Source organism: Hassallia byssoidea VB512170, from assembly GCF_000817785.2.
Taxonomy (GTDB): Bacteria; Cyanobacteriota; Cyanobacteriia; order Cyanobacteriales; family Nostocaceae; genus Hassallia; species Hassallia carrinoi.
The window spans coordinates 1-14,077 of record NZ_JTCM02000003.1 but is presented as its reverse complement, the minus strand read 5'-3'; the positions used below and the strand labels follow the sequence as shown (position 1 = coordinate 14,077).

Here is a 14,077-nt window from a genome sequence, read left to right as displayed (position 1 = left end):
CATGGTTTCTCCTCACCTAAGTCTTTCACCAGAGTTGTTTGCAAAAGCTTTTCCTTTCCACTTTGTATTTAACCGCAATCGAGAAATCATCCAAGCTGGTGATATTTTACAACGCTTAAGTCCCAAATTATTAATTGGTAATTTGATTGAGCAGCATTTTGAAATCAATCGTCCCAAAATTACCTTTGATTTTGATGCTATTCAAAAGCATTCTCGCTCGCTTTTCATATTAGAGTTCCTCCACAACGAAATGCATCTCAAAGGTCAAATGATGTATGAACAAGAGCAAGAGGTAATATTTTTCCTAGGTTCTCCCTGGATTACTGATACAGCTAGCCTCGCTCCTCTTGGTATCAAACTTAAAGACTTTGCGATACACGATCCAATAGCTGATTTTCTCTTTCTTTTGCAAGCTAAAAATACTGCTTTAGCTGATGCGGAAAAGTTAACAACAGAACTACGAAAAGCGCTGCAAATAAAAAATGAACTCACTCAAATTGCTCAAGCACAAGCTGAAAAATTGAAACAATCTCTCAAGGAATTACAGCAAACCCAGGCTCAATTAATCCAAGCAGAGAAAATGTCTAGTTTAGGACAATTAGTTGCGGGAGTGGCTCATGAAATTAATAACCCAGTCAACTTTATTTACGGGAACTTAAAGTATATTGACGATTATACTAATGACCTAATGCAGCTTGTGCAGCTTTACCAAAAATTTTATTTCCATCCCGTGCCAGCAATTGAAAATTATATTGAAAAAATTGAGTTAGATTTTTTAATAGATGATTTGCCCAAAGTTATAAATTCCATGAAAGTAGGAGCCGAACGAATCTCGGAAATTGTCTTGTCTTTACGCAACTTTTCTCGTCTGGATGAGGCAGAGATGAAAAAAGTTGATATTCACGAAGGACTTGATAGTACTTTGCTGATTTTACAGAATCAGTTTAAGCAAAAAGTTGATTTTCCTGGTATTGAGGTCGTTAAAAATTACGGAAATGTGCCTTTAGTAGATTGCTATGCTGGTCAACTAAATCAAGTATTTATGAATATTATCAGTAATGCAATTGATGCCTTAGAAGATTATAATAAACGCTATTTCTCAAAACTTAAAGTAAATTTACTCAAAATTACAATTACTACAGAAGTTATAGAAAAAAATGTGGTTATCCGAATTGCTGATAATGGTTTGGGAATAACAGAGGCAGTTAAAGAACGACTGTTCGATCCATTTTTCACAACTAAGCCTGTAGGTAAAGGTACAGGTTTAGGTTTATCAATTAGTTATCAAATTGTAGTTGAAAAACACAAGGGAAAACTTAAATGCATCTCACAACCCGGACAGGGAGCGGAATTTTGTATAGAGATTCCCTTATCAATCGACCAAGCACTGAAAACTTCCGCAATAAATTAGAATGCTTGATAACCTGCTTTAATGTTAAATGAAACGTCTTCTTTTTATTTGCGAAGGAATGTTTGAAGGATGACACCAGAGCAAAAAAATCGCATTTATCAAGCAGCAGGCGATCGCATAGGAGTGAAAGTGAACGAAACTATAAAAACTATCGTCGTTTGTTGTGCCGGTCAAGCTGAAGAATTGCCTTTATTTGCAGAAATAGCCCTAAAACTACATCAAGAATTTCCGGTGGGGTGCAGTCAGAATTTTAGCCGCTGATTGTCCGCTTAATTGTCAGGATTTGTGGATATCTCACCATCCGGGAATTGAATGCGATCGCCGTAGCTGATGTAGTAGTAGGCGGCGCAGGTTACAATACCGTTTACGAGTGTGCAGCTTTGGGTGTACCGTTAGTAGCGATCGCTTAGAGCGATTGTGCGATCGCCAAGACAAAACAGAAGCGCAAATGTTACTGGGTGCAAGATATTCAGAGTGCTATAGACACCGTTAAAATGCTTCTAGACCGAATAGAACCTGAAAAAAAGCCATTGCCATCTTATATCAACGGTGCTGTGCAAGCAGTACACCACATTATGAGTTATAAGTTTTGAGGAGCAAAGTTATATTTCTCACTCCTAACTTTTGTACAGACGTTGCACCAAAACGTCTCTACCGTTTTTCCTAACTTTATACCTGTACCGAACGTGAAATTACGCCGTCTGATACCAATTTTTGATAACTCCGTCTCCACTTGGGCTTTAGAAGCGCGGTTGTTGCGCTGGTTAACATTGATTTGGCTGTTTGTCGGGTTGATAATGCTGTTCTCAGCATCCTATCCCGTAGCCGACGCTCGTCATAATGATGGACTGTACTACTTTAAGCGTCAGCTAATGTGGGTGTTCGTGGCATTAATAATATTAAACATCATTGTTAATTTACCTTTGCGGAAGATATTAGGAATATCCCATTGGTTTGTCTTTTTGTTTTTGGTATTAATTTTCGTCACCCTGATACCAGGATTAGGAAGAAAAGCTTTTGACGCATCTCGCTGGTTAGCTTTAGGTCCAATTCCCATTCAACCTTCTGAATTAATTAAACCCTTTTTAGTGCTGCAAAGTGCGCGGCTTTTTGGTCAGTGGGAACGAATAACTTGGCGAGTTCGCTTTACCTGGTTGGGTATTTTTGGTTTAGTAATTCTCGGAATTTTAGCGCAGCCTAACTTAAGTACAACCGCACTTTGCGGTATGACAATTTGGTTAATTGCTTTAGCGGGTGGTTTACCTTATAAATATTTGGGCGGAACAGCAGTTGGTGGGATACTTTTGGCAGTTCTCAGTATTAGCATCAAAGAGTATCAGCGCAAGCGAGTAATGTCCTTTCTCAATCCTTGGGCGGATGCAACCGGGGATGGCTACCAACTAGTGCAAAGCTTGCTGGCAGTGGGTTCTGGAGGAACTTGGGGTACTGGATTTGGGCTTTCACAACAAAAGCTGTTTTATTTACCAATTCAGGACACCGATTTTATTTTTGCAGTATTCTCAGAAGAATTCGGCTTTGCTGGCGGTATAACTTTGCTAGTAATTTTAGGTATATTCGCCACGCTGGGATTAATTATTGCCCTGAAAGCGACAAATCCAGTACATCGATTAGTAGCGATCGGTGTAACAATTTTGATGGTTGGACAATCATTTCTGCATATTGGTGTAACCACTGGTGCATTGCCTACAACCGGTTTACCCTTGCCGATGTTTAGTTATGGTGGTAATTCCATGATTGCTAGTTTATTAGCAACTGGATTATTAATTAGAGTAGCACGCGAAAGTAACGAAGCTGAAGTTGTACCACTGCGAGGAGAACAATCTGAAAATCGGCGCAAGCGTCGTTTATTTACGAAAACAAAAGTTTAAATCGTAGTAAGCGTTTTAGCGCTAAAGCGCTTACTACAATTTTTATAATTAATAATATCTGAAGCGAGAAAACAGCAATGCTAACTTCTACTGAACAAATTCAAGAAACGACATCACCACAACCGAAAGTTTTTTCTTTAGAAGATTTTCTCAATCATCCTTTAGAAAACATGGAATGGGTTGATGGTCAACTTATTGAGAAAACAGGTATGACATTACGGCACAGTCAAACTCAAGCTAGATTAAGTTATTACTGGAGAAATCATATACTCTCCAGCGGTCAAGGTGGAGAAGTCTACACCGAAGCGCTTTGTCGAACTAATAAACAAGGTCGTCGTCCTGATGTTTCTTACTTGACTCCAGAACTCTTGACGCAATATGCTAATGCAACTTCTCTACCCCAAAGCTTTCCGTTAATTGCCGAAATTGCTTCACCTGATGATAGCGGTGAAGAATTATTTGCGAAGGCAAAAGAATATTTAGAATCAGGTTGTCAAGAAGTTTGGCTTATCTATCCGGAAACGTTATGGATTATCATTATCACTTCGGAAAAACATTTATTATTAACTCTTGGAGAAACTGTTAGCAGCCAAGTTCTTTCAGGCTTTAGTCTAATTATTGATGAACTATTAGCTTGACGGTTGCTGCGGCACTGTTTGAAATAGGATAATTACGCTAAAATTCAAGCAGAGTAAGCATTTTTCGCTCTATCTACCTTATGCTTGAAAACCTACAAACCCGACTTTACCAACTAGAACAATTCGCTAACACCCTCGTTTCTAACCAACTAACGCACCTCAGTTTACTCAGCGTCGGTGTAATTTTTCTTGCTGGCTTGCTGACTAGCCTGACACCTTGTATGCTTTCGATGCTGCCTATAACTATCGGCTATATTGGCGGTTATGAGGCAAAAAGCCGTCTGCAAGCTGCTGCCCAGTCTACCTGGTTTTCTCTCGGATTAGCAACCACACTTGCTGGGCTGGGTATTATAGCAGCTATGGTAGGAAAAGTCTACGGTCAAGTGGGAATTGGTTTACCAATTATAGTTAGTATTATCGCAATTCTCATGGGGCTGAACCTACTCGAAGCATTACCTCTGCAATTCCCCTCTTTTGGCGGTACAGAGTGGATTTCTCAAGAATTACCCCAAGGATTGCGTTCTTATTTAATTGGCTTGACTTTTGGTGTGGTTGCTTCTCCTTGCAGTACACCTGTTTTAGGTAGCTTGCTGGGTTGGGTTGCAAGTACGCAAGACTTAGTTTTAGGCGCGGTTTTGCTGCTTGCATATACAGCAGGTTATGTAGCACCCTTGATTTTGGCGGGTACTTTTACAGCTTCAATTAAGAAGTTGCTAGAAGTGCGTCGCTGGTCTGGTTGGATTAATCCAGTTAGTGGAGTGCTGTTGGTAGGATTTGGTGTCTTTTCTTTAATGTCTCGAATTCCTCTAGGAAACTTTTAATCAATGACTTTAAATGATACTTCTAAACAATTAAATTCGTGGTCAGCATTTGGGCGGTTTTTCCGGCAAGAATTTTTACCTGTGCTGACAAATTTACGATTGGCAATTGTGATGTTTCTAGCGATCGCACTCTTTAGCATCACCGGCACAGTCATAGAACAAGGTCAATCACACGCATTTTACCAAGCAAACTACCCCGAACACCCGGCTTTATTTGGTTTCCTAACTTGGAAAGTAATTCAGGTAGTCGGTTTAGACCACGTATATCGTACTTGGTGGTTTCTCTCATTACTTATTTTATTTGGTACCAGCTTAACTGCCTGTACTTTTACCCGTCAGTTACCAGCGTTAAAAGCAGCCCGTCGTTGGAAATTTTACGAAGAACCGCGACAATTTCAAAAACTCGCTTTAAGTGCTGAATTAGAAACTGGTTCCCTATCTTCCCTCACTCCACTTTTACAGAAACGTCGCTACAAGATTTTTTCCGAACCAGAAAAAGATAATATTCTTTATGCCCGTAAAGGCATAGTCGGACGCATCGGACCGATTATAGTTCATATTGGCATGGTGACTATTCTTTTGGGTGCAATTTGGGGCACAATGACTGGTTTGATGGCACAAGAAATGGTTGCTAGTGGCGATACATTTCAGGTGCAAAATATTATAGATGCCGGACCTTTAGCCGCGTCAATTTCCAAAGATTGGTCTGTCAAAGTCAATCGTTTTTGGATTGATTACACTCCTAAAGGTGGAATTGACCAATTTTACTCAGATTTGTCTGTTTTAGACAGTCAAGGAAAGGAAATTGACCGCAAGACGATTTTTGTTAATCAACCTCTGCGTTATCGTGGCATAACTTTCTACCAAACTGATTGGGGTATCGCTGCTGTGCGCGTCCGAATTAACAAAAGTCCGATTTTTGAGCTACCAATGACGCAACTTAACACTAAGAATAGCGGACGCATTTGGGGCACTTGGATTCCCACAAAACCCGATTTAAGTGCAGGTGTCTCGCTGCTAGCAAGAGACTTGCAAAAAACGTTGTTAATTTACGATTCAACTGGTAAACTAATTAATACTATGCGTGCCGGCATGTCAGCGGAAGTTAATGGCGTGACGTTAAAAGTTCTTGATGTCATTGGTAGCACTGGCTTGCAAATTAAATCAGATCCAGGTATTCCGATTGTTTATGCTGGATTTGCTTTGTTGATGCTGGGTGTGGTGATGAGTTACTTTTCTCATTCACAAATTTGGGCTTTGCAAAAAGACGATCGCTTATATGTGGGTGGTAAAACTAATCGCGCTCAAGTTGCTTTTGAACAAGAGGTTTTGGATATTTTAGATCAATTAAATTCACCGACTTCAAGTGAGGAACCTAGCATTCTCACAGAAAAGATTAGCTAAAATAGCTCAAGGAAGCGATCGCTCACCTTACTCTGCATCTGGATCTATACCTAATTCCCGCAACTTTGCCGCGAGGACTTCTTTACGCTGACGTTCAGCTTCAAATTGAGCGATCGCATTATCTGCACGTTGACGTTCTTCTTCAGCACGTTGACGTTCTTCGTCAGCACGTTGACGTTCTGCTTCAGCACGTTGACGTTCTGCTTCTGCTTGTTCGGAACTCCACAACAGCAAATTACCCGCTTCATCCCACCATCGCAGCCAATTAATATTTAAGCCTAAACGAGTTCCCCGCCAAATTCCCAAAAATAATTTCAACTCAGGAATCCAAAAGCCTCCTGATGAAGGTTCCTGTAAAATATATTGATTATTTTCCAAACGACGCACTTCAAGCGTAGCTTCATAAGGATCAAAAATCACATAAGTGGGAACTTGCAATATCCGCTCGTAAAAGTATAGTTTCCCATAAGGAAAAGTGGGACGAACCGAATATTCTCCGTTATCGGTGTCTGAAAGAAACTCCATCACCACACCCACAGCTTCACCTTCAATATTCGGTGTGTAGCTGCGACGAATTACCCCCGCACCAACGGATAATACACGCGGTACATATAACCAATCTGGTGCTTTGACGACTGTTTTTTTATTAATATTGGCAACAATACCAAAATTCGCTGCTATCAGCATCTCCGTTTGAATGCGATTTGCAGCACCTAAAGCATCTGTCAGCGCTGCTGCTAAGGGAGGCTGTGGAATATTTTCCACTGCATCGTCGGGGAGAATAAAGTCGTCTGGGAGTTTTTCCCAAGTCACTAGAGGAGTTTGCTGTTGGGGTGTGGTTAGTAAAACCATAACGGCATTTATAAGCGACTGCGTTTATCTTACGACTTTTGATGATGCACTTCAACGACAGACAGTGTGAGCCTTCTTACTGAAATAGGTAAACTTTTGTCAAAATCAATCATACATTCTCTTGTTTGCTTCAAGATAAAAATATGTAACCCTAAGTTAATAACTCTATTAGCCGGATGAGCGCGATCGCCGTAAGAGTTAAATAACTACATTTTAATCTCAGATTTTAAGCAGGAAAGACTGTTATGGCACAGAAAAACGCAGCGGAACTTTTCAAAGCCGTAAAACTCGATCAAGCATTAAAGCAAAAAATCAAGGCAGCATCTAACCCAGAAGCTTTCATTAAGATTGCTAAAGAGCATGGCTATAATTTTACAGTTGAAGAACTGGAGACTGAAATTAGTAAATTGTCTGAAGAAGAGTTAGCTGCCATTGTCAATCCAGGTATAGCACCTAGATATCACATTAATCCTAGGTAATGAAGAGAAAATATTTATCTTACTACGGGCGGGCGCTCTTTACCCCGCCCTTTATTATTTCTGATGATGCACTTCAACGACGGTATGCACGTTACCGCGTGGTGTAAAATCTGCTTTGACATTAACTTCTAACGGGTCACAAGCAGCAACAAAGTCATCTAAAATTTGATTTGCAGATTCTTCGTGGGAAATATAGCGATCGCGGTAACTATTAATGTAAAGCTTTAACGCCTTTAATTCCACCACTCGCTCATCCGGCACATAGCTAATATAAATCGTCGCAAAATCAGGATAGCCGGAAAATGGACATTTACAAGTAAATTCCGGTAAAGAAATATTAATATTGTATCGCCTGCCCACACGCGGATTAGGAAATGTAATTAATTGTCCTGACGCAATCTCGCGTTCCCCATACTTCATTTCTTGGCTTGACTCAGATGCAGTTTCTGGTAAAAAGTTACTCATAAAATAAATAGCTTAACTTTAAAAAATCATTTATAAAGTAAACATTAAATTGATGTCGGCTGCGTTAGGCGCATAATTTTATGTGGTGCGTTAACGTAGTGTAACGCACCCTACGGACTAATCCAAGCGTCCCTGATTCAAAAATCCTCGTCTCTAAATCCTAAATCTTGCTGTTCCCAGTCTGGGCAAGTCTCATCTTCATATCCTTGAGGATGCATCGCACAAACCAGCAAGTTACCACCATAAACTTGACCGTGGTAGTTACGACAACCAATACAAGCGGGATTTTGTTGTGGTGAGGCTTCAACTGAATAAGGAAAAGCTGGATCTACATCGCTAACAACTTCTTCGAGTTCCCAATATACTTCTAAAATTGGTTCAGCCAAATCTTGTAAATACTGGTCAACCTCAACGCCAATGGTATTTTGTAATTGGTCGGTAATTTCTTCGGTTAGCTCAAAAAAAGCATCAACCATTTCACCCATCCCCAGGAAGAAGCGATCTACTTCATCTGCAACCGTTTCCATCATTTCCGCGATATCTTTTTGCCAGTTTTCCATAAAATTGACGCCCTTACTAGCTTTTTACAGGACGCTTCGTGCTAAATGGCTATCAGCACTATAATACACCCTGAGAAATATATATTAATTTATGATTTACAACGTTTCCGGATAACTACTTATCGCGTTGCAGTCGTCTTAACTCTTCTTGCAGTTCTAGCACTTGATCGCGCAAGCCATCAACATTGTCAGTTGATGCTTGTTTGACGGTAGGCTCATCGTCTTCTAGAATCTCGATGCGGCGCGGTTCCGAGGCGGGTTTTTCTGGGGCGGTAGCATCAGATGCCGGTTGCTGTTGAGCTTGCTTCATCATGTCTTCGACAAAGCGGCGGGCTTCTTCTGTATTCATTTCGCCTTTTGCAACCATTTCATCAGCCAGTTTTTGGACTTGCGATCGCAGTTCGGCTAATTTTCCCCCTGCTTTCTCACCCGCGTAAGAAGCTAACCCGACACCGAGGTAAAAAGCTTTTTGAACAATATCTCCAAAACCAGGCATTGCAGAGCCGCGCTCCTAAAAATGGGGCGACCCGGAGACTACGCCTACTACAAGCATCCCGTATTGCTGCTACCTTCCGGTTCTGACAAGATTTGGGCGTTGCAGTCGCATAGATCCAGGTCACAAACAATCATAACACACTTATCTCGTAGATGTGTGTTATTCAACTACAATTCGCCATTCGTAAAGCTGGTAATTGACGCAGCCGTTTTCTACCAAGGGTTCGAGAGCGACAATCGCTTTTGCCTCATCCATTGAAGCAGCTTCAAATAGCAGCATACCGCCTCCCATAGAAGCCCAGTATGAGCGATCGCGCTTTGTGTCCTTTGGCTATCAAATCTTGAACATAAGCAATGTATCGCGGGTACGTATTGGTCAAAGATGTTTTTATCGACTTTGCCTTCTTCAATCTTCACAAACCAAGGCATTTACTTGCTTACTCTGGAATTTTCGTTTCTAATATTTAGGCGTTGCAGTACTTTCATCATCTCAAATCCCAAAAGCGTAGATAGTATCATCATTGGCGGCTATAGTCTATAATCTAAAATCAGGCGTTGCTGAATCCAGATATGAATTTATCTCACGCAAAGGCGAGGCAGTGCGTTGGACGGGTCTCCCGGCTTGAAGCAACTGCCGTCGCAAAGGCGCAAAGAGTAAGAATTTAAGATACCTTTTTCAATTCAGCAACGCCTAAAATCGTATGAGTCGTTTTTTTGTGGCTTTGTTACCGCCGCAGCACATTCAAGACTGCGCCAACGAAATTAAACAGCACTTCGCCGATCGCTATGCTAGTAGTGGGGCACAAAAATCTCCACCGCATATCACCTTACAACCGCCTTTTGAATGGGCAGATAGCAACGTATCATTGTTAGAAGATTCTCTTAAGAAATTTGCCAGTAGGCGAGAGTCAGTACCCGTCACACTTCATAACTTTGCGGCATTTGCTCCCCGCGTCATTTATATTGATGTTGTGCAAACTCCAGAATTGATGGATTTGCAAGCTGATTTAATGGCGTATGTAGAAAGTAACTTAGGAATTGTTGATAAAAATTCTCAAAGCCGCTCATTTACTCCCCACATGACGGTAGCTTTTCGCGACTTAACAAAGCAAAACTTTAAAATCGCTTGGACAGAATTTGAGAAACGAGAGTTACATTTTGAGTTCAAGTGCGATCGCTTGACGTTACTGCTTCACGATGGCAAGCGGTGGAATGTCAAAACTGAGTTTTCTTTTGTGTCTTAGCTAACTGCAAATCTTAAGACTTTTGGAAATTTTCTCTAACAAAGATGTAGGGCTTTATACTGAGAACGAAAATAATTATCGCTGGTAATAAACATAATTTCCGTAAAAGCGAGCTTTTATATGGGAATCTGCTCTATGTATAAACGATTAATTAGCACATTTGTCTTGGTGGCGATCGCACCGTTATCAACTTTAGTAATTTCTTTGCCGAGTATTGCTCAAACACGAACAATTAATTGCTCTAAGGCGACATCAACACCAGAATTGAAATTTTGTTCTCAACAATCTTACCAAGCCGCAGATAAAAAACTCAATCAAGTTTATCAGCAAGTCGTTTCCAACTTAAGCAGTGAGGCAAAGCAGTTATTAACTACTGGACAGCAGTCATGGATTAAGTTTCGCGATAACAACTGCAATTTTGAAGTATATAGCTCTCGTGGTGGGACAGGTTATGAAATCTTTCGTAACGGATGTTTGGAGAGGCTGACAAAACAACGTACAAAAGATTTACAAGATTATCTGTCTTCTCGGTAATTAATTTGAGAGTAATTGTAGTAAGGGCTTCAGCCCTTAAAAGCGAAGATATGAGCGGTTCACCGCTCACTACGAAGAAGAGTGTTTCGCATGTTTGCACAAATCTGTTTCAGGAATCGAGAGGCTTGAAGAAGTATTTAATTCTGATAATCTAAGCAGAGATAAGAATGCTTGGATAAACCATCTCAGATGAAGAGGCAAAGAAAACTATGGCTAAGATAACTATCAACGGTATATCAATCGATCCAGATGCTCAGAGAAATGCAATAATCTCTGCTAATCTAATTAGTGCTGACAGTTCCAAATCAAATTATATTCTCATCCAATCGACTCAACCGTTAAACCGCGAGCAAAAAAGTCAGCTATCAGAGTTAGGTGCAGAAATTCTGGAATTTGTACCAGAAAATACTTACATTTGTCGTTACAATCCTTCTAATTTGGATGCAATTCGGGATTTGCCTTTTGTTGAGTGGGCGAATGTTTATTTAGAAGGCTTCAAAATTGCGCCTCAGTTGGTAATAGGAGGCAAAAATGATACAGCGAATCTGTTAGCGATAAAAACTGCTGACATATCACTGTTGCGGCAGCCAAAACAAGTGACAGTGGTGTTTCATAATAATGTTGCCATCGATGAGAAGTTGCGCGATCGCATCGCTACAGCTGCAAGATTAAACAAGAGCGATCTAGAATTTAGTAGCAACTCAATAAAACTCTCGGTTCAACCTCAATATCTCGAAGAGTTGGCAAAAATAGACGAGGTGCGACACATTGAAGAAAACGTGCCACGGCAACTTTTCAATAATGTAGCTCTCAAAGTGCTCAAAGCAGACCAGACACACAGCACAGTCAATTTGCAAGGAGAAGGTCAAGTTGTCGCTATAGCCGACACTGGCTTTGACAAAGGTTCAACCACAGACGTTCATCCTGCCTTTACAGACAGAGTAGTTAAGCTTTACCCCTTAGGACGGTCAACCGCTAATGACCCTCAAGGACACGGTACGCACGTAGCTGGCTCGGTTTTGGGCGATGGGAAATCTGACACAATGGGGGGTCCGATTCAGGGAACCGCTCCTAAAGCCAAGCTGGTGCTGCAATCAGTTCTCGATTCCAGAGGAGGTTTGGGAGGACTTCCGGACGATCTGAACAACTTATTCAAACAACCTTACGATAATGATGCAGCCCGCGTTCATACAAACTCTTGGGGAGCGGCAACACGCGGACAATATACGGTGGATTCTCAACAAGTAGACCAATTTGTTTGGGAACATCGAGACATGGTTATCTGCTTTGCTGCGGGTAACGAAGGCTCTGACACAGATCGCAACGGCGTGATTGATAATAAAACGATCGCCGCACCCGGAACAGCAAAGAATTGTATTACAGTTGGAGCCTCTGAAAATAACAGACCAGACCAATCAAAACCATATAGTGTTTTGGGTCGCTATACCGCCGAGCCGATCGCCTCGGATGGCTGGTCTAACAACCCAGATGGGATGGCGGCTTTTAGCAGTCGAGGACCTACTCAAAATGAGCGAATCAAGCCAGATGTTGTTGCTCCCGGAACTGCGATTCTCTCGACTCTTTCGCGAGACGCAAGAATTGATTCATTCTTTGGTAACTCCACAGACCCCCTTTATGCTTTTCTAGCTGGTACTAGCATGGCTACACCGCTAGTTGCAGGCTGCGCTGCTGTGGTGAGAGAGTATTTTTTGCAACAGAATCACCAACCAAGTGCGGCTCTAGTTAAGGCAATGTTAATCAATGGAGCTAAAGACATCGCCGGTCAATATGTTCCCTCAGAAGCGGGAGAAATTCCCAACCTCTCAGAAGGATTTGGTCGAGTTGATTTAGCCGCAACGGTAGGACCGAGAAACGATAATGAGCAGGTTACTTTCAAGGACGAATCCACAAAACTTGATACGGGAGAAGAGGAAAAAACTGAAGTAGAAATCAGCAATTCAAATTCTGTTTTGAAGGTGACATTAGTATGGACTGATTTTCCCGGTGAAGCTCTTCAAAATGACTTGGATTTAATTGTGCGTGCAAACGGTGAGGAGCGACACGGGAATATGCCGCCATCCTCAACAGATTTCGACCGACGAAATAATGTTGAACAAATTGTTTGGACTAATGTTGCTCCAGGAAAGCTGGAAATTGTGGTGCGTGCTAACCGAATTCTTCAGCCACAATCTTATGCATTAGTTGTGAGAATCTCTTGAGTTAAAAGAATTGTTGTAAATCCTGGGAATAATCTTTTTGCTCAGAGGATTTACAACAATTTTTCTGTTTGCGATCGCTACATAAATAAAAGTGATATCAACCTTTATCTATGTACATAAGTTGAAATCAGTGCGATCGCCAAAGCCTACGAAGGTGTAAACTTTAAAACGGTCTTCCCAGCTTTCAGCATCAGTAATTTAGTAATCAAGGAACCAAAAAGCATGGCAACTAATTACAGCAATGAAGCCATCCGTAACATCTTAATCGGATTCGGATACCTCGCTCCTGAGAGTAATCCTGGTAGCAATCCTCCCTGGAAGACGAATAACAATCCTTTGACAGATGAACGCACCGTCACCGCAATCAAAAAGTTTCAGCAAGATTACCCACCCCTCAAAGCTGATGGCTTTGCTGGCGATCAAACCAAGAAGGTGTTGCATGATACAATCGTCGCTCTTCAGAATAACTTGAAGCGCCTCGGTTTCGCCACTGATGCTCAAATACCCTCAACTCAACCGTATTATGGACCAAACACTTATGAAGCGGTGAAGAGATTTGAGCAAAAGCAGGGTTTGACGGTGAATGGTATTGCTGACAAGCAAGCGCGTACACTTCTAAGTCAACCAAGTTTACCAGCGAATAATATTAGGCTGATAGATGTTTGCATCCAATTCAAACAGAATCCCAAAAAGCCTAATTATCTGGAAGCACTAAATTATTTACAAGCTCAGTTAAGCTCAGACATTTTAATTGAGTTTACCAACCAGTGGCGACAAACGAATGATGTCAATCCTTCAATAGTCAAGCTGACGGATGTGTGCAATTCTTATGTAGCCAAAACGCATCAAGACAGAGCGCTCAATTACTTACAAAGTCAGATTTCTCCAGATGTATACAAGAGATTTACTGAACTTTGGAAGAAGGCGTAATATCAGGTTCTTTGAAATCACCCGTAATAAAAAACCTCTCCCTTGGAATGAACCTGGACAAAAATGGACAGGCTTCTCCTTCACCAGACGCGAAGCGCGAACATCCGAGGGTATCGTTGGGCATCGCGGATCTTTA

The 14,077-nt window shown here is 41.3% G+C and carries 16 protein-coding genes, 1 other RNA gene and 1 pseudogene; 12 read left to right on the top strand and 6 right to left on the bottom strand.

Annotated features, from left to right (window positions below):
- Window position 1: 1 nt before the first annotated feature.
- From PI95_RS02190 to PI95_RS02165, 7 genes are all read left to right on the top strand, one after another.
- Window positions 2-1,411, top strand: coding sequence for an ATP-binding protein (locus tag PI95_RS02190; RefSeq protein ID WP_039738778.1), 1,410 nt, complete (start codon window positions 2-4; stop codon window positions 1,409-1,411).
- A 69-nt stretch (window positions 1,412-1,480) separates the two neighbouring features.
- Window positions 1,481-1,672 carry a hypothetical protein gene (locus PI95_RS35510; RefSeq protein ID WP_052324732.1) on the top strand — a complete coding sequence of 64 codons (192 nt, stop codon included), beginning with the start codon at window positions 1,481-1,483 and terminating at the stop codon, window positions 1,670-1,672.
- Window positions 1,673-1,719: 47 nt separating this feature from the next.
- Entirely contained in the window at window positions 1,720-1,821 is a 102-nt protein-coding gene (locus tag PI95_RS36620) for a glycosyltransferase (RefSeq protein ID WP_268896632.1), read from the top strand.
- A gap of 276 nt (window positions 1,822-2,097) precedes the next feature.
- On the top strand, window positions 2,098-3,300 hold the full coding sequence (locus PI95_RS02180; protein ID WP_039738777.1) for an FtsW/RodA/SpoVE family cell cycle protein: 1,203 nt from the start codon (window positions 2,098-2,100) through the stop codon (window positions 3,298-3,300).
- Window positions 3,301-3,377: 77 nt separating this feature from the next.
- Window positions 3,378-3,938 carry a Uma2 family endonuclease gene (locus tag PI95_RS02175; RefSeq protein ID WP_039738776.1) on the top strand — a complete coding sequence of 187 codons (561 nt, stop codon included), beginning with the start codon at window positions 3,378-3,380 and terminating at the stop codon, window positions 3,936-3,938.
- Window positions 3,939-4,018: 80 nt separating this feature from the next.
- Complete coding sequence (locus PI95_RS02170; RefSeq protein ID WP_039738775.1) at window positions 4,019-4,759, top strand: cytochrome c biogenesis protein CcdA; 741 nt, start codon at window positions 4,019-4,021, stop codon at window positions 4,757-4,759.
- Window positions 4,760-4,762: 3 nt separating this feature from the next.
- Entirely contained in the window at window positions 4,763-6,163 is a 1,401-nt protein-coding gene (locus PI95_RS02165) for a cytochrome c biogenesis protein (RefSeq protein ID WP_039738773.1), read from the top strand.
- Between the two features lie 27 nt (window positions 6,164-6,190).
- On the opposite strand, the gene PI95_RS02160 is transcribed toward PI95_RS02165, so the two are convergent.
- Complete coding sequence (locus PI95_RS02160) at window positions 6,191-7,015, bottom strand: Uma2 family endonuclease (RefSeq protein ID WP_039738771.1); 825 nt, start codon at window positions 7,013-7,015, stop codon at window positions 6,191-6,193.
- Between the two features lie 245 nt (window positions 7,016-7,260).
- On the opposite strand from PI95_RS02160, the gene PI95_RS02155 reads away from it, so the two are divergent.
- Window positions 7,261-7,494 carry a Nif11-like leader peptide family natural product precursor gene (locus PI95_RS02155; protein ID WP_039738769.1) on the top strand — a complete coding sequence of 78 codons (234 nt, stop codon included), beginning with the start codon at window positions 7,261-7,263 and terminating at the stop codon, window positions 7,492-7,494.
- A 54-nt stretch (window positions 7,495-7,548) separates the two neighbouring features.
- Here PI95_RS02155 and queF read toward each other — a convergent pair whose 3' ends face one another.
- The 5 genes and pseudogenes from queF to PI95_RS02130 form a co-directional block, all read right to left on the bottom strand.
- A complete protein-coding gene (queF, locus tag PI95_RS02150; RefSeq protein WP_039738766.1) occupies window positions 7,549-7,959 on the bottom strand; it encodes a preQ(1) synthase in 411 nt (136 codons plus the stop codon).
- 137 nt (window positions 7,960-8,096) lie between these two features.
- A complete protein-coding gene (locus PI95_RS02145; protein WP_039738764.1) occupies window positions 8,097-8,519 on the bottom strand; it encodes a hypothetical protein in 423 nt (140 codons plus the stop codon).
- A 115-nt stretch (window positions 8,520-8,634) separates the two neighbouring features.
- On the bottom strand, window positions 8,635-9,015 hold the full coding sequence (locus PI95_RS02140) for a phasin family protein (RefSeq protein ID WP_039738761.1): 381 nt from the start codon (window positions 9,013-9,015) through the stop codon (window positions 8,635-8,637).
- Window positions 9,016-9,040: 25 nt separating this feature from the next.
- An RNA gene (gene ffs, locus PI95_RS02135) (signal recognition particle sRNA small type) lies at window positions 9,041-9,137 on the bottom strand.
- 37 nt (window positions 9,138-9,174) lie between these two features.
- Window positions 9,175-9,443: pseudogene (locus PI95_RS02130) on the bottom strand (YciI family protein).
- 272 nt (window positions 9,444-9,715) lie between these two features.
- On the opposite strand from PI95_RS02130, the gene PI95_RS02125 reads away from it, so the two are divergent.
- The 4 genes from PI95_RS02125 to PI95_RS02110 all read left to right on the top strand — a co-directional run bounded on the left by PI95_RS02125 (window position 9,716) and on the right by PI95_RS02110 (window position 13,941).
- Window positions 9,716-10,258 (top strand): 2'-5' RNA ligase family protein, encoded by a 543-nt coding sequence (locus PI95_RS02125; protein WP_039738760.1) that lies wholly within the window; start codon window positions 9,716-9,718, stop codon window positions 10,256-10,258.
- Window positions 10,259-10,393: 135 nt separating this feature from the next.
- A complete protein-coding gene (locus tag PI95_RS02120; protein ID WP_039738759.1) occupies window positions 10,394-10,792 on the top strand; it encodes a lysozyme inhibitor LprI family protein in 399 nt (132 codons plus the stop codon).
- Between the two features lie 209 nt (window positions 10,793-11,001).
- The gene (locus PI95_RS02115; protein ID WP_039738757.1) at window positions 11,002-13,011 is read left to right on the top strand and encodes a S8 family serine peptidase; all 2,010 of its coding nucleotides are present in this window, start codon (window positions 11,002-11,004) and stop codon (window positions 13,009-13,011) included.
- A 222-nt stretch (window positions 13,012-13,233) separates the two neighbouring features.
- On the top strand, window positions 13,234-13,941 hold the full coding sequence (locus PI95_RS02110) for a peptidoglycan-binding domain-containing protein (RefSeq protein ID WP_052324731.1): 708 nt from the start codon (window positions 13,234-13,236) through the stop codon (window positions 13,939-13,941).
- Window positions 13,942-14,077: the final 136 nt, after the last annotated feature.